Annotated in this window: 23 protein-coding genes; 11 read left to right on the forward strand and 12 right to left on the reverse strand. The window is 53.0% G+C overall.

All coding sequences use genetic code 11. From position 1 onward, the window contains the following. Together dacB and AC2FNV_RS10105 are read right to left on the reverse strand one after the other, a co-directional pair. The coding region (gene dacB, locus AC2FNV_RS10100) for a D-alanyl-D-alanine carboxypeptidase/D-alanyl-D-alanine endopeptidase (protein WP_496773183.1) at nt 1-1,338 on the reverse strand (1,338 nt) is incomplete at its 3' end. 66 nt (nt 1,339-1,404) lie between these two features. Next, nucleotides 1,405-2,022 (reverse strand): nicotinate-nucleotide adenylyltransferase, encoded by a 618-nt coding sequence (locus tag AC2FNV_RS10105; protein ID WP_170606223.1) that lies wholly within the window; start codon nt 2,020-2,022, stop codon nt 1,405-1,407. A gap of 337 nt (nt 2,023-2,359) precedes the next feature. On the opposite strand from AC2FNV_RS10105, the gene ettA reads away from it, so the two are divergent. From ettA to AC2FNV_RS10125, 4 genes are all read left to right on the forward strand, one after another. Then, the gene (gene ettA, locus AC2FNV_RS10110) at nt 2,360-4,027 is read left to right on the forward strand and encodes an energy-dependent translational throttle protein EttA (protein WP_170606116.1); all 1,668 of its coding nucleotides are present in this window, start codon (nt 2,360-2,362) and stop codon (nt 4,025-4,027) included. Nucleotides 4,028-4,217: 190 nt separating this feature from the next. Then, nucleotides 4,218-4,961 (forward strand): glycosyltransferase family 25 protein, encoded by a 744-nt coding sequence (locus tag AC2FNV_RS10115; protein WP_170606114.1) that lies wholly within the window; start codon nt 4,218-4,220, stop codon nt 4,959-4,961. A 361-nt stretch (nt 4,962-5,322) separates the two neighbouring features. Beyond that, complete coding sequence (locus AC2FNV_RS10120; protein ID WP_170475162.1) at nt 5,323-5,529, forward strand: cold-shock protein; 207 nt, start codon at nt 5,323-5,325, stop codon at nt 5,527-5,529. A 177-nt stretch (nt 5,530-5,706) separates the two neighbouring features. Continuing rightward, nucleotides 5,707-6,264, forward strand: a complete 558-nt coding sequence (locus AC2FNV_RS10125; RefSeq protein ID WP_170475158.1) for a L,D-transpeptidase — start codon at nt 5,707-5,709, stop codon at nt 6,262-6,264. A 5-nt stretch (nt 6,265-6,269) separates the two neighbouring features. Here the strand turns inward: AC2FNV_RS10125 and AC2FNV_RS10130 are convergent, their stop codons facing one another. Together AC2FNV_RS10130 and AC2FNV_RS10135 are read right to left on the reverse strand one after the other, a co-directional pair. Further along, the gene (locus AC2FNV_RS10130; protein ID WP_170606112.1) at nt 6,270-6,884 is read right to left on the reverse strand and encodes an SOS response-associated peptidase; all 615 of its coding nucleotides are present in this window, start codon (nt 6,882-6,884) and stop codon (nt 6,270-6,272) included. A 3-nt stretch (nt 6,885-6,887) separates the two neighbouring features. Continuing rightward, nucleotides 6,888-7,550, reverse strand: a complete 663-nt coding sequence (locus AC2FNV_RS10135) for an arylesterase (protein WP_170606221.1) — start codon at nt 7,548-7,550, stop codon at nt 6,888-6,890. 26 nt (nt 7,551-7,576) lie between these two features. On the opposite strand from AC2FNV_RS10135, the gene AC2FNV_RS10140 reads away from it, so the two are divergent. Together AC2FNV_RS10140 and AC2FNV_RS10145 are read left to right on the forward strand one after the other, a co-directional pair. Continuing rightward, a complete protein-coding gene (locus AC2FNV_RS10140) occupies nt 7,577-8,272 on the forward strand; it encodes an ABC transporter ATP-binding protein (RefSeq protein WP_170606110.1) in 696 nt (231 codons plus the stop codon). Next, nucleotides 8,269-10,794: an ABC transporter permease gene (locus AC2FNV_RS10145; RefSeq protein ID WP_170606108.1), complete on the forward strand. Its 2,526-nt coding sequence runs from the start codon at nt 8,269-8,271 to the stop codon at nt 10,792-10,794. The genes AC2FNV_RS10140 and AC2FNV_RS10145 overlap by 4 nt, the downstream gene beginning before the upstream one ends. Before the next feature lie 2 nt (nt 10,795-10,796). Here the strand turns inward: AC2FNV_RS10145 and AC2FNV_RS10150 are convergent, their stop codons facing one another. Then, on the reverse strand, nt 10,797-11,243 hold the full coding sequence (locus tag AC2FNV_RS10150; protein WP_170475147.1) for an RrF2 family transcriptional regulator: 447 nt from the start codon (nt 11,241-11,243) through the stop codon (nt 10,797-10,799). A gap of 92 nt (nt 11,244-11,335) precedes the next feature. Here AC2FNV_RS10150 and AC2FNV_RS10155 point away from each other — a divergent pair, with 92 nt between their 5' ends. Further along, nucleotides 11,336-11,905, forward strand: coding sequence for a gamma-glutamylcyclotransferase family protein (locus AC2FNV_RS10155; protein WP_170606106.1), 570 nt, complete (start codon nt 11,336-11,338; stop codon nt 11,903-11,905). A gap of 54 nt (nt 11,906-11,959) precedes the next feature. On the opposite strand, the gene gltX is transcribed toward AC2FNV_RS10155, so the two are convergent. Beyond that, on the reverse strand, nt 11,960-13,285 hold the full coding sequence (gene gltX, locus AC2FNV_RS10160) for a glutamate--tRNA ligase (RefSeq protein ID WP_170606104.1): 1,326 nt from the start codon (nt 13,283-13,285) through the stop codon (nt 11,960-11,962). Between the two features lie 60 nt (nt 13,286-13,345). Then, nucleotides 13,346-13,780, reverse strand: a complete 435-nt coding sequence (locus AC2FNV_RS10165; RefSeq protein ID WP_170606102.1) for a DUF1801 domain-containing protein — start codon at nt 13,778-13,780, stop codon at nt 13,346-13,348. A 115-nt stretch (nt 13,781-13,895) separates the two neighbouring features. On the opposite strand from AC2FNV_RS10165, the gene AC2FNV_RS10170 reads away from it, so the two are divergent. Continuing rightward, nucleotides 13,896-14,828, forward strand: coding sequence for an MBL fold metallo-hydrolase (locus tag AC2FNV_RS10170; protein WP_496773189.1), 933 nt, complete (start codon nt 13,896-13,898; stop codon nt 14,826-14,828). Between the two features lie 4 nt (nt 14,829-14,832). Here AC2FNV_RS10170 and AC2FNV_RS10175 read toward each other — a convergent pair whose 3' ends face one another. The 3 genes from AC2FNV_RS10175 to AC2FNV_RS10185 all read right to left on the reverse strand — a co-directional run bounded on the left by AC2FNV_RS10175 (nt 14,833) and on the right by AC2FNV_RS10185 (nt 18,569). Further along, nucleotides 14,833-16,164 (reverse strand): NAD(P)/FAD-dependent oxidoreductase, encoded by a 1,332-nt coding sequence (locus AC2FNV_RS10175; protein WP_170606098.1) that lies wholly within the window; start codon nt 16,162-16,164, stop codon nt 14,833-14,835. A gap of 217 nt (nt 16,165-16,381) precedes the next feature. Continuing rightward, complete coding sequence (locus AC2FNV_RS10180; protein WP_170610875.1) at nt 16,382-16,600, reverse strand: hypothetical protein; 219 nt, start codon at nt 16,598-16,600, stop codon at nt 16,382-16,384. 310 nt (nt 16,601-16,910) lie between these two features. Beyond that, nucleotides 16,911-18,569 carry an NAD+ synthase gene (locus AC2FNV_RS10185; RefSeq protein WP_170606096.1) on the reverse strand — a complete coding sequence of 553 codons (1,659 nt, stop codon included), beginning with the start codon at nt 18,567-18,569 and terminating at the stop codon, nt 16,911-16,913. A 156-nt stretch (nt 18,570-18,725) separates the two neighbouring features. Here AC2FNV_RS10185 and AC2FNV_RS10190 point away from each other — a divergent pair, with 156 nt between their 5' ends. Then, nucleotides 18,726-20,213, forward strand: a complete 1,488-nt coding sequence (locus AC2FNV_RS10190) for an MORN repeat-containing protein (protein WP_170606094.1) — start codon at nt 18,726-18,728, stop codon at nt 20,211-20,213. Nucleotides 20,214-20,221: 8 nt separating this feature from the next. On the opposite strand, the gene AC2FNV_RS10195 is transcribed toward AC2FNV_RS10190, so the two are convergent. Next, a complete protein-coding gene (locus AC2FNV_RS10195; protein ID WP_170606092.1) occupies nt 20,222-20,887 on the reverse strand; it encodes an SDR family NAD(P)-dependent oxidoreductase in 666 nt (221 codons plus the stop codon). Between the two features lie 287 nt (nt 20,888-21,174). Here AC2FNV_RS10195 and AC2FNV_RS10200 point away from each other — a divergent pair, with 287 nt between their 5' ends. Then, the gene (locus AC2FNV_RS10200; protein ID WP_170606090.1) at nt 21,175-22,749 is read left to right on the forward strand and encodes a 2-isopropylmalate synthase; all 1,575 of its coding nucleotides are present in this window, start codon (nt 21,175-21,177) and stop codon (nt 22,747-22,749) included. A 106-nt stretch (nt 22,750-22,855) separates the two neighbouring features. Here the strand turns inward: AC2FNV_RS10200 and AC2FNV_RS10205 are convergent, their stop codons facing one another. After that, complete coding sequence (locus AC2FNV_RS10205; protein ID WP_170606088.1) at nt 22,856-23,647, reverse strand: 23S rRNA (adenine(2030)-N(6))-methyltransferase RlmJ; 792 nt, start codon at nt 23,645-23,647, stop codon at nt 22,856-22,858. A 154-nt stretch (nt 23,648-23,801) separates the two neighbouring features. Here AC2FNV_RS10205 and AC2FNV_RS10210 point away from each other — a divergent pair, with 154 nt between their 5' ends. Further along, nucleotides 23,802-24,848, forward strand: coding sequence for a rod shape-determining protein (locus tag AC2FNV_RS10210; protein ID WP_039523195.1), 1,047 nt, complete (start codon nt 23,802-23,804; stop codon nt 24,846-24,848). The last annotated feature ends 31 nt before the right edge of the window (nt 24,849-24,879 follow it).

A 24,879-nucleotide genomic window follows, 5' to 3' on the forward strand; every position in this document is an offset into this window, starting at 1 on the left:
TATCGCAAAGGCAAGCTCGGATCCCTCGGCAGTTGTTAGGAAACCGCCCAAGCCTGAGACAAAATTTAGTGTTCCTGTCTTCGCATCCACCTTGATCGGGTGGTTTTTAACGACACGGCCCTGACTGTCCGTCAGAGCAAACGGTTTCAACAACGGTCGCAACACCCCTGTCTTACGCGCGGTCACCAAAGCAGCAACCAGATCTGCCGGTGCCATACGAGACATATCGCCAAGACCAGAATGATCTACCATCGCTATCCTGTAGACACCATAGGATTCCGCGGCCCAGCGATTCATCTCCGCCGCAGATTCGGCCAGACTCTGAGGCTCGGCCCCACGCGCGACAGACGCAGCAAGTCCAACCATTTCCGCCGTTATATTGGTCGAGTATTTCAGCATGCCCCGAAGGATACTTTCCAGAGGATCGCTTTGATGCACCACCAATTCTTCGCCGATCGTTACTTCACGCGTCACCTGCACGCGGCCTAATACAATCCCATTTACGCGCGCTAAGGTCCTAAAAACATCACCTGCATAGAGCGCTGGCTTACGAACCGGCAACCAACGCGCACCCCCATCGCCCAACGCGCCCTTTGCAACTGTCCAGCGGTCCTGCCGTGGGCTGGGCGTATATGAATAGATGGGCAATTTACGGTTTTCGACCCGCATTGTGGCCATTTCCACGGCCGGGTTGTACCGTGCACTTCGCGCGTCCATGGTAACGCCATATCCGTTTGCCGAACGTTTCCATTCGAAATGAACGCGATTGAAATTAAGGGATATGCCGCTGATCGCCGGGCTGTAACCCACGTGGTCCGGTTGTCCGGGGTCTATACTGAAAACGTATGGTAGCGCACCGTCAAAAACTTTGAATGCACCACGCACCTCGGTTATCCTCGCCTCGCGCAAGTTGGCCGCCATAGTAGCCAATGCATCGGTATCTAGCAGGGGGTCGCCCCCACCGACTAGTATAAGATCACCGTTGAGGATGCCGTTCTCTATCTGCCCATCTGCAATCAACTTTGTCTCAAACCGAAAATCCGGCCCAAGTACATCTAGTGCATAAAGAGCCGTTAGTGCCTTGGCTACACTGGCAGGCGGCAAAGCCTGTTGGCCGCCAAGCTCTTCGAGTTGAACACCTGTTGCAACGTCGGCGACTGCAAATACTACTTCGCCCTTGAGCTGCGCCTGCCGTACCAGCCTTTCCGCACCGTTGAACTGCTTGCCGCGCAGTTGCGGCCGCAAGGACACAAGGGGCGCACCAGCCCAACTTGTTGCGGGTATTAAGGATGCCCCAACCCCGCCAAGAAAAAATCGACGCGAAAAACGATCAACCATGGGTCAAATAAAATCCCAGAGATTACCGTCAGACAACCATTGAAACGGATTATGCTCCGATTGGGGCTATTCGGGCAACACTCCGCTTGCCCAATCGCCACGCGTACGGATTTCGGTCGAACTGACATCGATCATGGGAACGTTCACAAAGCACCAAGCCGGCGCTGCGCTCCTTCCCAGCAGATGCCGCGCCTGTCCGTCGACCCGGTACTTGCTGTAGACTCTCGCCGCCCGAGACATCCGCGCTGAAATCCTGTCACCCGGGCGAGCGAGCACCCCCACTGCGACGCTATCCATGATCAGCCGCCAGTTTTTCCAGTCGTGGAACTGTGCAAGATTGTCAGCCCCCATAAGCCAAACAAACTTTACTCCCGGGTATAGTCTACGCAACGAGGCCAGCGTGTCTGCCGTGGCTCGTGTTCCCGTCAATGTCTCGACATCTGAGACCTCAACACGCGGATGATTCATGATCAATCGCGCCGCATTAATTCTTTGTTCCAATGGCGCTGGCCCATGTGTTTTCAGCGGATTACCGGGGGACACCAGCCACCAAACCCGATCCAATCCAAAAGCCTTCATTGCCTCCAGCGTTACATGGACGTGCCCGCAGTGCGGCGGATCAAAGGACCCACCGAACAAACCAACGACCTGCCCCGGTCGCGCATATGGAATGGCGCTTCGCAACATCATCTGCTGTTGTTCAGAACTTGGCGGCGTTGTCAATCAACAGGTTGCACCGAGACATCAGCTTAGAACAGAGTATGTCGATCAATTTCAAAAAAAGTAAATGCGCATTCCAAATCTGTTCACAAAGGCCATTTTTTCCGTGCGCATTTAACAATCGGATTGCGTGGCGGTCCGCTTTTCATTTTAACGCTCCAAACCGCTTGCACTTCCATTGGATGTGCCAAACCCTTCAGCAACTGCAACAAGCAAGAAACGCGAAATCATCTGGTTGCCCCGCCCCTCACGCTTGGATATCTAGCGTTTCAACCTATTTCCCCGAACCAGAGGACGCGACATGGCCGCCTATCAATATGTCTACCACATGCAGGGTGTTTCCAAGACTTATCCCGGTGGCAAAAAGTGCTTTGAAAACATTCATCTAAGCTTTCTTCCCGGTGTAAAAATCGGTGTCGTCGGCGTCAACGGCGCGGGTAAATCGACATTGATGAAGATAATGGCAGGCCTCGACAAGGATTTCACCGGTGAAGCTTGGGCCGCCGAGGGTGCAAAAGTTGGCTACCTGCCGCAAGAACCGCAACTGGATGAATCGCTGACCGTCCGCGAAAACGTCATGCTGGGTGTGGCAGAAAAAAAGGCCAAGGTCGATCGTTTCAACGAGATCGCCATGGAGATCGCCGAGAACTATTCGGACGAACTGATGGAAGAGATGACAACCCTACAGGATGCAATCGACGCCGAGAACCTGTGGGACCTCGACAGCCAGATCGACGTTTCGATGGAGGCGCTGCGCTGCCCGCCAGACGATGCTGAAATCGCCAAACTTTCAGGGGGTGAGAAACGGCGCGTGGCGCTCTGTAAGCTGCTGCTCGAAGCGCCCGACATGCTGCTCTTGGACGAACCAACCAACCACTTGGATGCCGAGACCATTGCATGGCTTCAACAGCACCTGATCGACTACAAGGGCACCATCCTGATCGTAACCCACGACCGCTACTTCCTGGATGATATCACAGGATGGATTCTCGAACTCGATCGGGGCCGCGGCATTCCGTACGAGGGTAACTACTCTGCTTGGCTGGAGCAAAAGGCCAAACGGCTGGAGCAGGAAGCCCGCGAGGACAAGTCCAAGCAAAAGACCCTGCAGCGCGAACTGGAATGGATGCGTCAGGGTCAAAAGGCCCGTCAGGCAAAGTCCAAGGCGCGTATCAACGCCTATAACGAACTGGCCGAACAGTCAGAGCGCGAAAAGCTGACCCGCGCCCAGATCGTCATCCCCAATGGCCAGCGCCTCGGCGGTAAGGTGATCGAGGTCGAGGGCCTGTCGAAACATATGGGCGACAAGCAACTGATCGAAGGGCTCGACTTCGCCCTGCCACCCGGCGGCATAGTCGGCGTCATCGGCCCCAACGGCGCTGGTAAATCGACGCTCTTCAAGATGCTGACCGGTCAGGAGCAGCCCGACAGCGGCACCATCACACTGGGCGACACGGTCGAGCTATCCTATGTCGACCAGTCCCGCGACGACCTGAAAGACAACGACACCGTGTGGGAAGCAATCACCGGCGGCGCCGAGATCATCCAACTGGGCGATGCGCAAGTCAATTCCCGCGCCTATTGCTCGTCCTTCAACTTCAAGGGCGGCGACCAGCAGAAGAAAGTTTCGCTGCTATCCGGCGGTGAGCGCAATCGCGTCCACATGGCCCGTCTGCTGAAAGAGGGCGGCAACGTCCTGCTTCTCGACGAACCGACCAACGATCTGGACGTTGAAACCCTGCGCGCACTGGAAGACGCGCTGGTCGATTTCGCTGGTTGCGCCGTTGTCATCTCGCACGACCGTTTCTTCCTCGACCGGATTTGTACGCATATTCTGGCCTTTGAGGGAGATGCCCACGTGGAATGGTTCGAGGGCAACTTCGAGGACTATGAAGAGGATAAGAAGCGGCGGTTGGGGCCTGATGCGCTGGAGCCCAAGCGGTTGAAGCATAAGAAATTTGCGCGTTAGATATTCTGATCGTTCGTTGCGCTGAATTTTCAATTTGGAGTTTCCAGAAATCTTTCTTTGTGGCAACCCGTGCACCAAGAAATGAAGCTGTGATCAGAAAGCAAGTAGAATTGCTTCTGTATTCGTAGCATAATACATTTTACGTTTATCGAAGGCTTCTTCGTTCCATCGGGATTTCAAGGTGTTTGTCATGGTGAATAGTAACGATGCTGTCCGAGATAGAATTCTAGAGCTGTTTGAAAGAATTTACGTAATAAATTTGCCATACCGGACGGACAGAAAGAGACAAATAGAGAAACAACTAAACAAACTCTCTCTGAGTTTTTCAGACAAAGAAGTCATACTTTTCGAGGCAGTTAGGCCTGAATCGGAGGGCAAATGGCCCACTGTCGGAGCGCGTGGATGTTTCATGAGCCACGTCAAATTGTTGAAGAATGCAAAAAAAATGAATTATCGATCGATTCTTATTCTCGAAGATGACGCTGATTGGTCAGATAGTTTTCTAAGCAATTCAAATGCGGTTGTGGATGAATTGAGTTCATTAAAATTCGACTACCTTCATGGTGGAGATACTGTTGGGAAGACCAACCCTAGATTTAAATCCCTTTCTCCCAACGAAGAAGTAGGCCTAACGCATTTTGTTGGGCTTTCAAGAAAAGCAATCTACGGCTTGGTGCCTTATCTTGAAACAATGGCTGAAAGAGAAGCTGGTCATCCTCTTGGCGGCCCGATGCATGTGGACGGAGCGTACAATTGGTTTAGGAAGGACCACCCTGATATTCAATCAATTCTGGCAGTCCCATCGATTGCGGAGCAGCGGCCCTCCAGAACGGATGTGCATGCATTGCATTGGACAGATCGGGCTCCCGTTCTTTCCTCGTTAAAGAATGCATTACGTCCCTTAGTCAACTTTTATAGGAAGAATACGAACTAACACTTTGTTTCGGAAAGCAGGCAATTAGCGCTTTCAAAAACAAAGTTGTCAAATTCAATCTGTATTCGGTCAGATTTTTGAAATATATGATAAGTAGAGAAAAATGAACTCTGACTTTGTAACCTTAGGCAAACTTTTCTCCGAGTTCACGGCGGAAACGAAGAATTTTTAACCCTCAATCCGTTCATTGAGTGTTCTGATTTGCTCTTGCCACACCCAGACCCCAGTGCCATATGCAAAGGGCTAACGTTTTTCTATTTCGACCCACTGTCTCCTTCTACGGCGTTCAGTCATTCGATCCAGACCGACGACGCCAGGCTGCCGCAACCCGTGGGCAGCATTAAAACAGGAGACAACGGATATGCCCGCAGGCACCGTTAAATGGTTCAACGCCACCAAAGGCTATGGTTTCATCGCACCTGAAGAGGGCGGCAAGGATGTGTTTGTACATATCTCGGCCGTGGAACGCTCGGGCCTGACCGGTCTGGCCGATAACCAAAAAGTCACATACGAGCTGAGTTCGGGTCGTGACGGACGCGAAAGCGCTGACAATATCGAGCTGGCATAAGCTTCTGACAGGGCAAAGAAAAACTTTGCCCTGATCTTCAAAACTCGCACGAAGGTCCATTTTTTGTGTGACCTTCGGGTGACATCAAATTTCGGTGACGTTGCCTCAAGATTGTCCAAATCGTCTATCATGATGAAATTACGGTTATGATTTCTTGGTAGATTAATGAGGCCCACCATGTTTACCCGTCGTACTTTTCTGGCCACATCGGCTACGGCCAGCTTGTTGCCAAGTCTGGTCAACGCCAAGAAAGCCACTGAATATGATCCGACCCCGCAATTCGTTCGGATCAAGAAAGAGTTTCAGCCCGGTCAGTTGCTGGTCGTGCCACGCTCATTCTATTTGTATTTCGTCACCGAACCCCGCAAGGCAATCCGTTATGGCTGTGGTGTAGGTAGGGCTGGTTTGGAATTCACCGGAACAGCAACGATCGATGTCAAAAAAGAATGGCCAACCTGGCGTCCGACCGAAGAGATGATCGAGCGTGAACCGGTTACTTATGCCAAGTTCAAGGATAACGACTATGTCCAACCCGGCGGAAACGACAATCCGCTTGGCGCACGCGCATTGTACTTGTTCCAGAACGGTGTCGATACGTACTTCCGCATTCACGGAACGACACAACCCCAGACCATTGGGCGGGCGGCATCAAATGGGTGTATCCGTATGCTCAATGAGCATGTGATCGACCTATATGCGCGCGTACCGATTGGAACTGTTGTAACTGTGGTCTGACGCAGTTACGGAGCAGACCAGCCCACATCTTTAGCCTGCTCAATACGCAGCAGCCCGTTTGGCCACGGGCGCGCCAAAGACTTTGCCTGATCTTCAGTGCCTGTCAGCCAAGCTTGCACCTCTTCAGTTTTCAGCAGTACGCCCATTCGATGGTGGATTGGCTTCAGATCTTCATTGGGTTCGCAAGTCACAGCAGCGCATTGATCCACTCGAAGCCCACCCGGAGCCTGCCAGCTGTCTGTAATTGCCGCAAAGAAAAGTAGAGCGCCATCGACTGAACTAATACGCCAAGCGGTCTTGCGACGCTTTTCTCCTGTCCATTCGTACCAGCCGTCCACCGGAATAACCGCGCGGCCGACATCAGAAAATGCCGATTTATCAAACACTGTTTCGGATCGAGCATTGATAATGGTTTCCATTACGGGGCGGCCACGCGCGTTTACACGACCTACCGGGATCATTCCCCATCGCATCAAAACAAGGTTGTCCCCGTTGAAGACGATCACTTCCTGACCGGGCTGTATATTCCGGCGTGGCGGTTGCGTTGACATCGTATTCTGCGTGCTCAATGCGTCTGCGATCTCGGAAACAGGTCTTGTCAGAAAAAGGCGCCCCGGCATTACTCAATCCTGCTTTGTTGCATCGACGAGTTCCAAAACGATCGGGCCTAGAGCTTCAACTATCCGAGCCACACCCTCTGAGTTTGGGTGAATGCCATCGGATTGCATGAACTGGTTTGCGGCGCGTAAGTCACCGCCTGCCTGTAACCCTTCGAAAAAGCTGTCTGCATACAACACCTGATATTGTTGCGCCAAATCCGGGAAAATAGCATCAAAAGTCTGTTTATAATCAGGGCCATAATTTCCGGGTGCCTGCATGCCAATCAATAAAACCTCGACGTCTGCTTCCTGAGCGGATGACAAAATTGCCTCGACATTTGCGCGTGAGACAGAGGGGTCGATACCCCGCAGCAGATCGTTGCCTCCTAGCGCCACGATCATGCCGTCTACCTCGGGCGTCAAAGTCCATCCAACCCGTGCCGCACCGCCTGCCGTTGTGTCACCAGAAACGCCTGCGTTGATAAGCCGGACATTTGCGCCTTGATCGACCAACCATCTCTGTAACTGAGGAACAAAACCATCCTGCTCGAGCAATCCAAAACCTTGTGTTAAAGAATCTCCTAGCGCAGCAATAACAACCTGTTCGGCTGTGGCTGCAAAACCGCAACAGACAAAAAGTCCCGACATCAAAGCCTTGCGTATCACTTCTACCGCTCCATATCCCATCCTATCGCCTTTGTTCGGAACAACCGATGACAAAACCAATTCTTGAGCTCCAAAATGCCTCATTATCCTTGGATGGCAATGCCGGCAGAGTGGATATACTGCATGAAATAAACCTGATCGTTACCGAAGGGGAAACTCTGGGTTTGGTTGGGCCTTCCGGTTCGGGAAAATCGTCCCTTTTGATGCTGATGGGCGGGCTGGAACAAGCAACGGGTGGTTCAATACTGGCTCTGGACAATGATCTGACCAACATGGACGAAAACGCTCTGGCGCGGTTTCGCCGCGACACGATGGGCGTGGTCTTTCAAAACTTTCACTTGATACCAACGATGACAGCACTGGAAAATGTTGCCACTCCGCTGGAATTGGCCGGACACAAAGACGCTTTCGCACGTGCTGAATCCGAACTGCAAGCAGTTGGCTTGTCACATCGGAGAGATCACTATCCCGCGCAAATGTCAGGCGGAGAGCAACAACGTGTTGCGCTGGCCCGTGCCGCGGCTCCTCGGCCCCGGATATTGCTGGCCGATGAGCCGACCGGGAACTTGGACGAAAGGAATGGATCTGCAATTATTGAATTGTTGTTCGGATTACGCGATCGGCACGGAGCGACCTTGGTTCTCGTTACACACAGCCATTCGCTCGCCCAGAAATGCGACAGGGTTGTTCGCTTACGCGATGGACGAATTGCCGAGGAAATGAAACGCGAGGCTGCGGAATGAGCTTGCCCTTGGCAGCGCGCCTGGCCCGGCGCGAACTGCGCGGAGGTTTTCAAGGATTTCGGATATTCCTCGCGTGTTTGGCGTTAGGGGTCGCTGCAATTACCGCAGTCGGATCGGTACGTCAGGCGATACAATCAGGGCTAACGCAGGAAGGCGCTACGCTTCTAGGCGGTGAGGCGCAATTGGAATTCACTTATCGATTTGCGACCAAAGACGAACGGGCGTGGATGGATCAAACGGCGCAGGCAGTTTCCGAAGTTGTTGATTTCCGATCTATGGCTGTTACGCGCAAGCCCCAAACGGAACGGGGGCTGACCCAAGTTAAAGCCGTAGATTCCGCCTATCCGCTACTGGGCACCGTCCAGTTAGACCCTCCAATGCCTTTATTTGAGGCATTGGAGGGTGATAACGACCTACCAGGCGCAGTAATGGCACCGGCGCTTATCGATCGGTTGGGCATGTCCACAGGGGAATTATTTGCTCTGGGAACACAGGAATTTATCTTGATGGCGGCCATTGTTGATGAACCCGACGCAGCCGCCGACGGATTTGCCTTGGGGCCTCGAACGTTGGTGCGGACGACTGACTTGCAGGCTTCGGGATTATTGGAACCGGGAACGCTGTTTTCCACTAAGTACCGATTGGATCTGCCGCAAGACAGCGATCTTGCGGCTTTGTCTGTTCAAGCTGGCGACGCGTTTGAGGGAACCGGAATGCGCTGGACCGACGCCCGCAATGGTGCACCTGGTATTGCCGACTTCGTTGCCCGCCTCAGTGCATTTTTGGTGTTAGTCGGGCTGGCAGGATTGGCCGTCGGGGGTATCGGAGTTTCAGCAGCGGTGCGCGCCTATCTAGCAGGGAAAACGGCAACTATCGCGACGTTGCGCACCCTTGGCGCTGACCGTGCAACAATATTCCAAACATACCTGATCCAGATCGGGGTTTTATCCGGAATCGGCATTCTATTGGGTCTGGTTTTGGGCAGTATGCTACCTTTGGTTTTAGCGCCGTTGATCGAAAGTCGCTTACCGGTTCCAGCAGTTTTCACGCTCTATCCTGGCCCATTGTTAGAGGCTGCGCTTTACGGAGCATTAACCGCGTTTCTTTTCACTCTTTGGCCATTGGCACGAACTGAAGAAGTCCGCGCAGCGACTCTTTTTCGGGATGCGCTAAGCACAGCCCGCTCCATCCCACGACCCATTTACCTGGTGGCCAATGGCATTGCATTGTCAATTCTGGTTGTCGCAGCAGCATGGTTTACCAACTCTGTCAGATTGACGCTTTGGACAGCAGGAGGAATTGCCGGAGCTTTGCTGTTGTTGTCCATAGCAGCATTTGCAATTCGGTGGTTAGCACGCGTCGGTGGCCGTCGATCACGCGGTCACGCTCCGTTACGATGGGCTCTTTCCGCGATCTCGGGGCAGAAAGAGGGGGCTGGGTCAGTCGTTTTATCACTCGGGTTGGGCCTGTCTGTTTTGGCGGCGGTAGGACAGATTGACGGCACATTACGTAATGCCATTTCTGGCAATTTGCCGGACGTGGCGCCTTCTTACTTTTTTGTCGACATCCAAAAAGATCAAATGTCCGGTTTTTCAGAACGTCTGGAATCAGACCCTGCTGTAAGCCGCATCGATAGCGCACCCATGCTTCGCGGTATCATAACCCAAATCAACGGTAAGCCAGCGCAAGAGGTCGCAGGAGGTCACTGGGTTCTAGAGGGGGACCGGGGAATAACCTATTCCGAAGATTTGCCCGATAACACGCGTATCACGTCGGGCACTTGGTGGCCTAATGGGTACAATGGGCCACCGCAGGTCAGCTTTGCCGCAGAAGAAGCGCTTGAGATGGGATTGCGCCTTGGCGACGAATTGACTGTGAACATCCTTGGCCGCGATATTACCGCTGAACTTACATCGTTTCGTGAGGTCGACTTCTCGAACGCCGGGATAGGTTTCATTATGTCGATGAACCCTTCTGCACTTGCAGGTGCGCCGCACAGTTTCATCGCGACAGTCTATGCTGAAGAACAGGCTGAGACCGCAATTCTACGTGATTTGGCAGGCAAGTATCCTAACATCACCGCGATTAGAGTGCGGGATGCGATCGATCAGGTATCCGGCCTTTTGGCTGGTCTTGCAGCCGCTACTTCATACGGTGCAGGTATCTCTTTGCTGACCGGTTTTCTGGTTTTGATAGGCGCCGCAGCCGCAGGTGAACCAGCTCGTCGTTACGAGGCAGCAGTTTTAAAGACACTGGGTGCCGACCGAAGAAGCATCCTTACCAGCTTTGCTTTGCGGTCGATCTTGCTGGGTGCCGCAGCTGGGTTGGTTGCTCTATTCACGGGCATATTAGGTGGGTGGGCAGTAGCCAAGTATATTTTTGACACCGAATTCGCGGTCATCTGGCCATCAGCGCTTGCCATCATTTTCACCGGTATATTTTTAACGCTTGGTGCGGGATTGGCCTTTGCATTGCGGCCTCTTTCCGTACGCCCGGCACGCGTGCTGCGGGCGAGCGACTGAACTCAGCGCGCGCAGGCGACAGGCCGGAGTATTTTTAGCAGTGGATCATTGTCACAAACCAGCGCGTCCAGTGTGATCGCGTCCAACGACGCATAAAACACCTCTGCCGCATCTTGCAGCGCCACACGCAATCTACAGGCTTTTGTCAGCGGACACGTATTGTCGGCATCGGCGAAGCACTCTGCAATCGGCAACGCGCCCTCGACATCGCGAAACACCGAACCTATGCGAATCTGATCAGCAGGTACCGCGAGCATCATTCCGCCATTTCGGCCTCGCTGCGTGCTGAGGTATTTTAACTGGCTAAGTTGATTGATGACTTGCGCCAGGTGGTTTTCTGAGATGTTGCAAACTTCGGCAATCTCGGATTTCGTGACCAGCCTGTCTTGATGGGCTGCGCAATACATCAGCAAGCGCACTGCGATATTGGTACGTTTGGTAATTCGCATGGCTTCCTCCCAGAAAGTTGATAACACCTTATTGCATGTCTATGGAAAAAGCGGTTTGACATGCATCAATCGCTCTGAGGACTATCCGGCAAATGGCAGACCCTTATTTCTTTGGTTACGGCAGCCTTGTGAATCTTGCCACGCACGACTTCCCTAACCCGCGACCTGCTCGGCTAAAGGGCTGGCGAAGGGCATGGCGGCACACAGATTTGCGTCCGGTTGCCTTCTTGACGGCGATTCCAGATGCCGAATCCGAGATCGAAGGTATGATCGCGCATGTCCCACGAAATGACTGGAACGCTTTGGATGAACGCGAATGGGCGTATGACCGCGTTTCTGCGACGCAATCAATAACCCATCCCTTAACACATGAAGTCGAAATCGCAGTCTACGCGGTGCCAAATCACAGACATAGCGAGCCGTCAGAAATGCACCCTTTGTTGCTCAGCTACATTGATGTGGTCGTTCAGGGTTACTTGCGTGCATTTGGCCCGGAGGGAGCCGACCGGTTCTTTGCCACAACCGATGGGTGGGATGCACCCATTCTAAATGATCGGCACGAACCCCGTTACCAGCGTCATCAAAAGTTGACTGATTTGGAGTCAAACTTTGTCGATACACGTTTACAAAGCGTTTCCGCAAAGTTGATACAGTCAACTTGAAAACAGAGGCGGGCTCTCCGTTCTGCACATCAGCAATGACCTAGTTTTGTAGGTTCAGTTCCGCGCGCGGATAACTTGCAGCAATGGTAGCAAGGTTGCCATCTCCGGCCCTCGTTCCATGCCGGTCAATGCCTTTCGTAACGGCATGAAAAGCCCTTTGCCCTTTCGGCCCGTTACCTCTTTGACAGCTTTGGTCCAATCCCCCCAAGTTTCGCCGTCAAAAGGGCCCTCGGGTAATAGGGCCATCGCCTCTGAAACGAAATCGCGATCTTCATCATCGATCAATGGCTCTGCCCCGTCCTGGCAAAGCTCCCACCAGCCTTTTAGATCAGCCAGTGTTGTGATGTTCTTGCGCGCCATGGCCCAGAATGGCTCGGCCAGTTCTGGGGGAACACCTGCATCTGCGACAGCATCAGAGACTTCGGACAAAGTCAGAGATTGCAAGTGTTTTGCAGTTAACGGGAATAGGTCCTGTACATCAAACTTAGTTGGTGCCGCACCAAAACGGCTGAGATCAAACCCATCTACCAACTCAGCCATATCCGCCCGCAGCTCGACCGGATCAGAAGACCCTAAACGCGCCATCAAGCTTAGTAACGCCATTGGCTGGACACCTTGTTCGCGTAAATCGCGAAGGGCCAGTGTGCCCAAACGCTTGGACAGTGCTTCACCTTGAGGACCAGTCAGCAGCGAATGGTGCGCAAAATTTGGACACTGACCGCCCAGCGCATCGATAATTTGAATCTGAGTTGCCGTGTTAGTCACGTGGTCCGAACCACGCACAACATCAGTCACCCCCATCTCGGTATCATCCACAACAGACGCGATAGTATAGAGAACCTGTCCGTCACCGCGGATCAGCACCGGATCCGACACCGAAGCTGCGTCAATTGAGATGTCACCGAGAATTCCATCGGTCCATTCGATCCGTTCGTGGTTCAGTTTAAAACGCCAAACACCATTGCCACGTTCTGCGCGCAAGGCCTCTTTTTCGGCGTCGGGCAGATTCAGTGCCGCGCGATCATAGACCGGCGGCTTGCCCATATTCAGTTGTTTCTTTCGCTTTAGGTCCAGTTCAGTCGGCGTTTCAAACGCCTCATAAAAGCGCCCTATTTCACGGAGTTTATCCGCGGCTTCGGCATAACGATCCAAACGTTCCGATTGTCTTTCAACCCTATCCCAATTCAGCCCCAGCCATTCAAGGTCTTGCTTTATGGCGTCGACATATTCTTCCTTTGACCGTTCTGGGTCGGTGTCATCGATACGCAAAATGAAAATACCACCCGCTTTTCGGGCAATCAGATAATTCATCAGTGCGGTGCGCAGGTTGCCCACATGGATGTAACCGGTGGGCGACGGGGCAAAACGGGTCGTTGTCATGGATGTCTCCTGTTGGCGCGGCTCTTGTCACACAAGCGCGAATTTGTCCAGCAGCAGCTTTCAGGTCGGTTTGACGGGCCAACGAGTATTCAAATCTTCAAGCCCCGCCAAAATAAGTTCGGAAAGAACATCCAGATCAATATCCGAAAGCTTGTTCACGTAAAGGCATGACTTGCCCATCTTGTGCTTTCCCAACCGGGACAGAATGTAATTGAAGTCGTTGTATCCAGGCATGATGTATATCGAATGCGCCGCTTTTCGGGGTGAAAATCCAGTGGCAAGAAAGTCACCCTCGCGACCAGATGAATAGCGGTAATGATATTGCCCATAGCCAACGATGGAAGACCCCCAAATCACCGGTGAAAACCCTGAAACTCGGCGAAACAAGGCATCCAAGGTACGCGCCTCTTGGGCCTTTTTTTCTGGCTCCACGTTTTCCAGAAAATCACCAATCTTCAGATCGGTCGCTACGGTTTTGTTTTTGGATGACAACATAAACAAAAATTAACATGCATTGTTCATTCACGCAGCCCAATTAGCGTAAGTACGAACTGGCAAACGTACCTCGCGGCGCTAGTTCTTTTCTAAATTTACACAGGGAGAAAGCAATATGCCCATCAAATTAACTCGCAGGGGCGCACTGGGCGCTGCAGCCGCTTTGCCTTTTGCCGCCGCAACAGCACCCGTTCTGGCAGCGGGAACAGAAACCAAAGCCAACTCAGCAGTCGCCAAATCCTTTAAACTGGGTGATTTTACTGTGACCACACTTTTGGACGGCAGCCTGCCACGCGACGGAGCCAAGGAAATCTTTGGCGGCGGCGCGACGGACGAGGAATTTGCGAAGGTTTCAGCCGAGAATTTTATTTCTGCCGATGCCGCTCAGTTTTTCTTTACACCTACTTTGGTTAATACTGGGTCTGAATTAATCCTATTCGATACAGGTCTTGGGCAAGGCGGGATTCAAGCCGCGCTTGCCGATGCTGGCGTTACACCTGACCAGATAGACGTGGTGGTTCTAACGCACATGCACCCCGATCACATCGGAGGCATGACTACCAACGACACGGCTACATTTGCGAATGCTCGATATGTAACGGCGGCGCCAGAATACGACTTCTGGTCCGCCCAAGAAGCAGGCAACAGGGTCGGCGATCTGGTGGCTTCAAAAGTGACGCCTTTGGCAGAAAAAATGATCTTTATCGAGGATGGCGCGGACGTAGTGTCCGGCGTGACCGCAATGGCAACCTACGGCCATACTCCCGGTCATATGGTTTATCATCTGGAAAGCAATGGACAACGTCTGATACTCACTGCGGACTTAGCCAACCATTATGTTTGGTCCTTCGCCCACCCTGAATGGGAAGTTCGCTTTGATATGGACAAGGCAGCGGCAACTCAGGCACGCCGCAAGATACTTGGATTACTGGCCGCGGACAAAGTGCCGATGATCGGATATCACATGCCGTTTCCTGCCGCTGGATATGTTGAAACACGCGGCAACGGGTACCGTTTCGTTCCTCTTAGCTATCAGATGATGGGCTAAAGCCTTAATAACCAGGGTCCGGCCGCACCTTCGAGCCATCCGTAAACCGAGACAATCGAAAGGCGGTCGGATCAACACAGGGGTTGGTTTGCAAGGTCAGGTCAGCCGCCAGACGCCCGGCTCCTGGTCCAATCCCAAAGCCGTGGCCGGAAAAACCTGTTGCAATAACCATTCCGGGCATATCGTCAACGCGGGAAATCACTGGAATAGCATCCGGTGTGACGTCAATCATTCCTGCCCAACTTTGGACAATCTCGGTCTTCTCTAAAGCTGGGAAACCGATCCGAGCGCTTTTCCAGGCTGATCGTAGTGCACGTTTTGACGGTTCTGGATCCAGAACCCGGCAGTGCTCAAACGGGGTGACATCCGTCGGCAACCAAGACCGATCCTGCCGCGCCTCTGTTGCCCATCTTCGTGACAGTCGAAAACGTAAGGATCGCCATTCCTGCACAAAAGCCGGTAGGAATTGGAAGCCCAACCGGAAACTATCAGGCACAAGATCCACCGTATTTTCGTGACCGGATGCGATGGTATAGCCGCCATCAACACGTTTTCGGATGGCAAAACTATCGGACCACAATGCGATTTCTGGCCCATCCTCTGCGGAAGAAGTCCGCATTACTGTATTCAGGATTTTGAGTTGCGGTAGATTGATGCCGGCGTTTCCCGCGAACAGACGCGACCATGCTCCGCCCGCCAGCACAACATTCTGACACGCCACCCGCCCACGCTCCGTGAAAACACCGGCCACACGGCCCGCCTGAGTATCGACACTGCGAACAGCACAGTTGGTTACAATTGACGCGCTCTTGTCTCGGGCAGCCTCTGCAATCGCGGGGGCCGCAAATTGTGGTTCTGCCCTTCCGTCCTGAGGCATGTAAAGCCCACAATCAAATTCACTCGTGCTGCCGGGTATTAGCTGTTTCAGTTCAGCGCCTGACACCAGTTTGGCGCCAGTCTGCATACCTTCGACATGTCGCATCCATTTTTCGATTTGTCCGCGCGACCTTGCGCCTGATGCACCAAAAACAATGCCTGAATTCTTGTAACCGGTATTGCGTCCGGTACGGTCGTCGATCCCCTGCCAGATGCTAATGGATCGTTGCATCAATGGTATTTCCCGAGGGTCACGCATACCTAAGCGTACCCAACCCCAGTTGCGCGAGCTTTGCTCGCCGGCAATCTGGCCCTTTTCACAAAGAAGGACAGAGACCCCGCGCTCTGCGAGTTCTAATGCCGTACTGACCCCAATAATACCGCCGCCGATAACAACAACATCGACTTGTTTGGGAAGATTCAGATCCGACTCAATGTGGGTAGTCTTGGGGCCTGGCATTTACACTTGAATTCACGTTCCTGAGGCCGTCATGGAGCCCTAGACAACTGATACTGGCAATGCCAAAAAATCTCAGCCCAAAGATTTACCTCGACGTGTGTCCATTGGGCCAAAGTCCAGCTTTAGTTGGAGTCTTGGAGTTGTACGAACGCGATTGGAATTTACGATTAGCCTGAGAACAAGGTCATCTTCTTAAATGGCGCAACACCTAGGCCTGTTATTGTCTTCGTGTCGCCGAGGCAGTTTGTTCCTGCGCACGATTATCCGTGAAGTTTGACCCGCTTTGTTTGTCCGATCCGAACGCATCAGGTTTTTCACCGCCCAATATGTCGGCGATCGCCGAGTCGAGGGCGACTTCATCAAGTTCTCGCGCCGCGGACTCCATCGTTTTGTAGCGTGCCGGCGCATGAAGCGGCTTATCGTAACCATCAATCATTTCGACCACCAAAACCCTTAACTGCACCTTGAACAAATGGTGCATTCACACGTTTACGCAGTATTATAATTCTGGCATCTGTCCAGTGGACCCTACCAATCTGCGTCGTGCTCGCCGAATTATAGGCAAAACACTGACGTAAATGTGGCGACAAAAGGGCCAAAATGCAAGTGAACGCTGTGTTTAAGCCGTTGTAATCACTGCGACTTGACAACAATAACAAAAAATGACCATCATTTTCCGCTTTTTCTCAACAATTCTCAAAACGTTTGGAATTTGAAGATATTTCTGATGCTTCAGTTTTTGCAGTCTAACCTTGATCACGCCAACGATTCACAATCGGATAACGACGATCCAGCCAGAATGCGCGTGGCGTAAGCCGAGTACCTGGCGCGGATTGGAAACGCTTGTATTCACTAATGTAAATCAGATGCTCAACCCTCTTGGCATCCGCTGCGTCAATCCCTGCCGAAACGCAATCGGAAACAGAACCGTCCTGATCCACTAAAATTTCAAGAATCGCATCTAGAACAGGATAATCTGGCAGGCTATCGCTGTCTTTTTGATCAGCCCGCAGTTCCGCACTGGGCGGCTTGTCTATAACCGAGTCTCTTATGACCTCACCGCTGGGTCCTTTCATCCAGTCGCGATGATTGTCGTTACGCCAGCGACAGGTTTTGAACACGCGGGTTTTGTACAAATCCTTGATAGGATTATAGCCACCGTTCATATCCCCGTAGATCGTGGCGTAACCCACCGCTACTTCTGACTTGTTGCCAGTTGTCAAAAGCATTTCACCAAACTTGTTTGAAATCGCCATTAGTAACAAACCGCGCAAACGAGATTGGATGTTCTCTTCAGTCAGATCCTCTTCGCAGCCTGAAAACAAAGACGCCAGAGTATTTGTGACCGCTGTGCGCCCCTCGGTAATAGGGACAAAATCATAATGCACCTCAAGCGCCTTGGCCACAGCCTCAGCATCTTCCAAAGAAGCTTGACTCGTAAATTCCGACGGCAACATGACGCAACGCACATTGTCCGCTCCGATGGCGTCGACCGCTATTGCAGCCACCAAGGCAGAGTCAACGCCGCCGGACAGGCCAAGCAACGCCCTTTTGAAACCCGTCTTGTCCATGTAATCGCGCAGAGATTGCACCATTGCTCGGTAATCTTGCTCCCATTCATCGGGTTGAGGCACAATTTCGGCAGGCACTATACGCCAGCCTGCATCTTGTCGGGCCAGGTCAATATGAGTAATCGCCTCGTCAAATACCGGCATCCTGAATGCTAGCTCACCTCCCGGGTTCAGCCCGAACGTGGCTCCGTCAAAGACCTGATCGTCTTGCCCGCCCACCATGTTGAGGTAGATTACCGGTAATCCGGTCTCGACCACACGCGCCACCATCTGGTTCAATCGAACGTCATACTTATTACGGAAATAGGGTGAACCATTTGGAATCAACAAAAACTCCGCACCGGTTTCTTCCAATGTCTCCGAGACGTCTTCGTGCCAGCCATCTTCGCAAATCGGACTGCCGATCCGAGTATTGCCGACAGCATATGGTCCGCCCATCGGACCCGAATCGTACAGGCGAACCTCATCAAAAACAGTCTCATTTGGCAGGTGGTGTTTAAGAACCTTGCTGGCGATCCGGCCGCCTTTTAGGATCAGGTAAGCGTTGAACAGCTTATCTTCCTCGACCCACGGCGCACCAATCGCCATCGCCGGTCCGTCAGCACAATCTTGCGCCAGTTTTTCCACCGCATTCATTGCCGCCCTGTGGAACACTGGTTTCATCACCAAATCCTGAGTGTTGTACCCAGTAATGAACATTTCGGGCAGCGCCACCAAATCGGCGTTCGCCTCGTGCGCCTGCCGCCAGGCTTCGGCCGCTATGGCGGCGTTTCCATTAATATCCCCCACAGTGGGGTTAAGTTGCGCCAGGGTAATGCGAAAACGGTCGGCCATTCTTGCTCTCTTGCCCTCTTCTGTCACAAACGCATTTAGCAGATCACGCGGCAAGTGAAAGGCCAATGCGGCAAAAGCCGTTGCCCTGTCACTTGCTGTGTCCTAGTTTTGCGGCAACATACCTAAACGCCAGACACTCGGTAGGCAGGAAAAACCATGAACGTGATCCGTGCATTCATTGCTGTTGCAACCCTTGTTATTGCTGCTCAGTCAGCTAGCGCACAGCAAAGCGGTGAAGTCGTCATAGCCGATGACGAAGTCGGTGGAGTGTACGAAGGCACGTTCGAAAACGGTCTCCGTCATGGAACGGGCACGTATCGTCTGCCAGATGGTTTCGAGTATTCAGGCGAATGGGTCGAAGGTGAAATTCAAGGGCAAGGAACAGCCCGATATGCCAACGGTTCGGTTTATGAAGGCAGCTTTGTAAAGGGCAAACCCGACGGCATTGGCAAAATTATCTTCAATGACGGCGGCACATATGAAGGTGAATGGTCTGGCGGCGCCATCAACGGAACCGGAGTGGCGCAGTACGCGAACGGGATGCGTTATGAAGGCGGCTTCAAGGACGCCCGCCATCATGGCAAAGGCGTTATCACGTCATCAACCGGATACAAGTACGACGGCGATTGGGTCGACGGTGTGAAGCAGGGCAAAGGCCAAATCGATTACGAAGGTGGCGGCACTTACACCGGCGATATCAATGCAGGAAAGCGTCACGGGCAGGGCATTCTGACTATGCCGGACGGTATGATTTACGATGGAACCTGGACCGAGGATCAGATCACAGGAACTGGACGGCTAACTCAGGCTAATGGGGACATCTACGAGGGCGAGCTTCTCAATGGGCGCCGTCATGGGAACGGGAAAGCAACATATGCCAACGGTGCAACATACCAGGGCCAATACTCGGATGATCGCCGCCACGGCAATGGGCGCTTTTTGGGAACTGACGGCTTCGATTACAACGGCGAATGGGCCGATGGTCAAATCGAAGGTTTTGGCGAACTGAAATATCCGGACGGCGCGGTGTACATCGGAGATTTCAGCGCCGACCTGCCCCATGGAAAGGGCGTTCAGACATATCCAGATGGCACCGTTTATGATGGCGACTGGATTGCCGGAGTTTTCGAAGGCACTGGTAAAGCGACTTATCCCAGCGGAGTTGTTTACTCTGGCCAGTTCAAAAACGGGCGAAACCACGGTTCTGGAGTTCTGACTTTCGCAGATGGGTACCGTTACGATGGCGAATGGGTCGATGGCGTTCGGCAGGGAGATGGTACAGCAACCTACTCAGACGGCACGGTTTATACCGGAGAATTCGTAAATGGACAGCGTCACGGTCAAGGCGAAATCACAATGTCTAACGGTTTCATATATACCGGAGAATGGAATGAGGGAAAAATTACCGGAAAAGGCAAAGCAACTTATTCTAACGGTGACGTCTACGAAGGCAATTTTATAGATGCAAAGCGCCAGGGAACCGGGACGATGCAGTATGCAAACGGCCAGGTTGAGACAGGGGTTTGGAATGACGGAGTGCTGGAAAACGGCACAGACGCTCAGGCCCCCTCTCCTTCAACCGACCCTGAACAAAGTCCAACCCCCGTCGAACAAGTTGAAGACGCGGAGACAAGTGACGGCTAGTGCCAGCGCTACCAAGGGATGGGTTTACCAGCCCAGTCAAAAAAACCGCCCGTTTCCGCAGCGGACAAATGATCAATCACCGCCAGCAAGTTTTGCGCTGCTTGTTCGGGCGTAACTGCCGGGTGGCGGGCAAGATACTTTTCAGTGAATGTTGTTTTTACAGTTCCGGGGTGCAGCGCAACACAGATTGCCTGTTTGTGTGACCGGGCAAGTTCAATGGCCGCAGTGTGCACGATCTGGTTAACTGCGGCTTTGGCAGCCCGATAGCTGACCCAACCGCCCAAACGGTTGTCTCCGATGGATCCGACTCGAGCCGAAAGGACGCCGAATACCGCGCGACGATCGCGGGCCAATAATCGGCCGGCCTGCTTCAAAACAAGCGCCGGGCCAACCGCATTTAGAGCGAACTGGTTCATCATTTCCTGGGCCGAAAGCGAACGAATGGTTTTTTCGGGCGCAGCGCCATCAATCTCAAGCGCTCCGGTCGTGACAAAGATCAGGTCAAAATTGTCCTCCAATTGCGAAAGTTTTCTCTCTGCCGCCGCGGGGTCCATAAAGTCCAGATCATCGGACGATCGGGAAAGGCCGATTACCTTCGCGCCGCGCGCCTCTAGCTCATTGCGTAATGCTCCACCTATGCCGCCACTTGCGCCTATTATCAAAGCTTTTTCCATGACGGTACAGCTAGCGGTGTTTATCCAACGATCAACATGTACTGGCCAAATGGCTCATCCTTTGCCACACAAACAAAATTCCTGCTTTTCATTCCTTATTCGAACTGTATAACCTACGCACTATGATCAACCGTGCAGATATCCATTGTGCAAACGCCGCTTCAAGCGGCGTGTCTCTGCTCGGCCTACTGATCCTAATCCGCCTCTGAGCGTGCCATCCGGCGCGCCCGCTCAGAGGAGGACGGCAGCGCGCCATCGGATTTAGGACAGAACAGAAAGTGACCCCAATGACCAACGTGACCGACCAAGACCGCGTCTTGATCTTTGACACCACTTTGCGCGATGGCGAACAAAGCCCAGGTGCTACAATGACGCATGACGAAAAGCTCGAAATTGCCGAACTGCTGGACGAGATGGGCGTCGACATCATCGAAGCCGGTTTCCCAATTGCCTCGGAAGGTGATTTCAAAGCCGTTACGGAAATTGCACAGCGATCCAAAAACAGCCGCATTTGCGGCCTGGCACGAGCTAACTTTGCCGATATCGATCGATGCTGGGAAGCTGTGAAGCATGCAGAACAAAACCGCATCCACACCTTTATCGGAACATCTCCTCTCCATCGGGCTATTCCAAACCTGACACAGGACGAGATGGCGGAAAAGATTCACGAGACTGTTAGCCACGCTCGCAATCTTTGCGAAAACGTTCAGTGGTCTCCGATGGATGCAACGCGAACCGAATGGGATTACCTTTGCCGTGTCATCGAAATTGCGATCAAAGCTGGCGCAACTACGATCAATATTCCCGACACCGTGGGGTATACGGCACCTGTGGAATCCGCTGACCTGATCAAACGGCTGATCGAAACCGTCCCAGGTGCAGATGAAGTCATATTCGCGACCCACTGTCACAATGATCTCGGAATGGCGACCGCAAACTCGCTGGCTGCTGTTGCAGGCGGTGCCCGCCAGATCGAATGTACGATCAACGGGTTAGGCGAACGCGCAGGTAATACCGCTCTGGAAGAGGTCGTAATGGCCCTTCGTACGCGAAACGACATCATGCCTTGGCGAACCGGGATCGATACAACCAAGATCATGCACATTTCGCGTCGGGTAGCGACCGTTTCCGGATTTAACGTGCAGTTCAACAAGGCAATCGTCGGAAAGAATGCCTTTGCCCACGAAAGCGGGATCCATCAAGACGGGATGCTTAAGAACCGCGAAAACTTCGAAATCATGCGGCCAGAGGATGTCGGTTTGTCGGGCACATCGCTGCCGTTGGGCAAACACTCGGGCCGCGCGGCACTGCGCGAAAAGCTGAGCACTTTGGGATACGAGGTTGGCGACAACCAACTGAAAGACATCTTTGTAAGGTTCAAGGAGTTAGCTGACCGCAAGAAAGAAGTGTTTGACGACGACCTTATCGCATTGATGTCGCTGGACGATGACGACGGCAACGATAACTTGCAGTTAGTATCGATGAAGGTCACATGCGGAACGGTCGGCAAGGCCGAGGCAACCATCGAGATGGACGTAGACGGGCAAGAGGTCATAGCAACCGAAACTGGCGACGGTCCGGTGGACGCCGCTTTCCGGGCAATACGAAGGGTTCATCCAAACACCGCTCATCTGCAACTTTACCAAGTTCATGCAGTTACCGAAGGAACCGACGCTCAGGCCACAGTATCGGTTCGGCTGGAAGAGGACGGGATGATTGCAACCGGGCAGTCAGCCAATACCGACACTGTCGTGGCATCAGCCAAGGCTTACATTCACGCTTTGAACCGACTTATTGTTAGGAGGGAAAAGGCGGGGCCTGGCGCTGACGCGCGCGAAATCTCGTACAAGGATTTGTCATAAATACAAAAAGGGGCGGCCTGCCTGAGACCGCCCCTGTCTTCCCTTAGTCGCCGGGCTGATTTTGAGCAGCATGAAGCTAAACAGAGGCAAAGATTGTAACAAAAGCTCAGGATGAAAGCCGTCCAAACAAGCTGTCCAGTTCATTAGTGGTTTCGTTCAACCCAAATGGCGCATTGACCAGAAACATACCCGATCCGATCATCCCATGATTTTTTCGGGCCACGGGAAAGCGAACTTCATGTTGCAGGACCTTGGGTAACCTCAACTTTCCTAAAGCTTCCCGCATCGCCCAGTGACGTTGGTTACCCAAGATTGGATACCACACTGCGATCACCCCAACGTTCCACTTACGGTGCAACGACGAGATGATTTTCGGTAGCCGATCATAGTCGGCCTTGATCTCGTAGCTTGGATCTATCAACAACACGCCTCGCCGCGGTGTAGGTGGCAGCAATGACTGAGCAAGCTCAAAACCGTCCTGGTGGTAAGTTTTTGCATTTGTTGCAGCCATTGCATCAGAAAGCGCACGGTATTCCTGCGGATGAAGCTCTGCCAGATGCAGACTATCTTGAGGGCGCAACAAACTTGCCGCTATCATCGGCGACCCCGGGTATGCGGTCTTGCCAAACCGGGATTTGACCAACGTTATCGCCTGGTTCAGCGGGTGATCGGCGTCGAACCACCCTTCTTGCATCACCCGCTCTATCCCCGCTACTGCCTCGCCTGTGCGAATTGCCTCAATCGAATCCAACTGATAAAGCCCACGCCCTGAATGGGTCTCGACATAGGTTAATGGTTTGTCCTTTTGCGTAAGATAAGCCAGCGTTTGTGCCACAATCGCGTGCTTATGTACGTCTGCAAGGTTACCTGCGTGGTAAATGTGTTGATATGAGAGCATTTTGCCTTCTAAAGTCCCTACCATTAAGGCGGAAAGGTGCTGATTGTCGCGGAATCGGCCCTTTTACCGGACGAGTTGGCACCCTATAAGGCATCCGTCCCGGAACCGTCGAGTCGCGGGCAGTGGAAATTCTGACAAACGGGATCAGGGAATTATGGGCATCTTTGGCAATCTGGGCGGCCTGTTCACAGCGGACATGGCTATCGACCTCGGTACAGCGAACACGCTGGTTTATGTCAAGGGGCGCGGTGTGATCCTGTCTGAACCTTCCGTTGTTGCGTATCACGTAAAGGATGGCGTGAAAAAGGTTCTGGCGGTCGGTGAAGACGCCAAGCTTATGCTGGGAAGGACACCGGGCTCGATCGAGGCAATCCGCCCGATGCGCGAAGGCGTGATCGCAGACTTCGACACTGCTGAAGAGATGATCAAGCACTTCATTCGCAAGGTGCATAAACGCTCGACTTTTTCTAAACCAAAAATCATCGTCTGCGTCCCGCACGGTGCCACTCCGGTTGAAAAACGCGCCATCCGCCAGTCTGTTTTATCCGCAGGCGCGCGTCGCGCGGGCCTGATCGCCGAGCCAATTGCGGCTGCGATTGGTGCAGGCATGCCCATTACAGATCCAACTGGCAACATGGTTGTCGACATTGGCGGCGGAACGACCGAAGTAGCCGTTCTTTCATTGGGTGATATCGTCTACGCCCGTTCGGTGCGCGTTGGTGGCGACCGAATGGACGAGGCTATTATCTCGTACTTACGACGGCAACAGAACCTGTTGGTCGGCGAATCCACTGCCGAACGGATAAAGACCACAATCGGCACGGCCCGTATGCCGGATGACGGTCGCGGTCAGTCGATGCATATCAGGGGCCGCGACCTGTTGAACGGTGTGCCGAAGGAAATCGAAATCAGCCAAGCACAAGTTGCCGAAGCGTTATCAGAACCGGTCCAGCAGATTTGCGAAGCGGTAATGACCGCCTTGGAAACCACACCGCCCGATCTGGCTGCGGATATTGTGGACCGCGGCGTAATGCTGACAGGTGGCGGGGCTTTGCTTGGCGATCTGGATTTGGCGCTTCGAGAACAGACTGGTCTGGCTGTATCGATCGCAGATGAAAGCCTGAATTGTGTAGCCTTGGGCACCGGTAAGGCCTTAGAATACGAAAAACAGCTGCGCCACGCGATTGACTACGAAAGCTAAGGCGCGCACCCTCTGATCCGAGGGTACATTT

This window comes from Ruegeria sp. BHSA163, assembly GCF_059613365.1.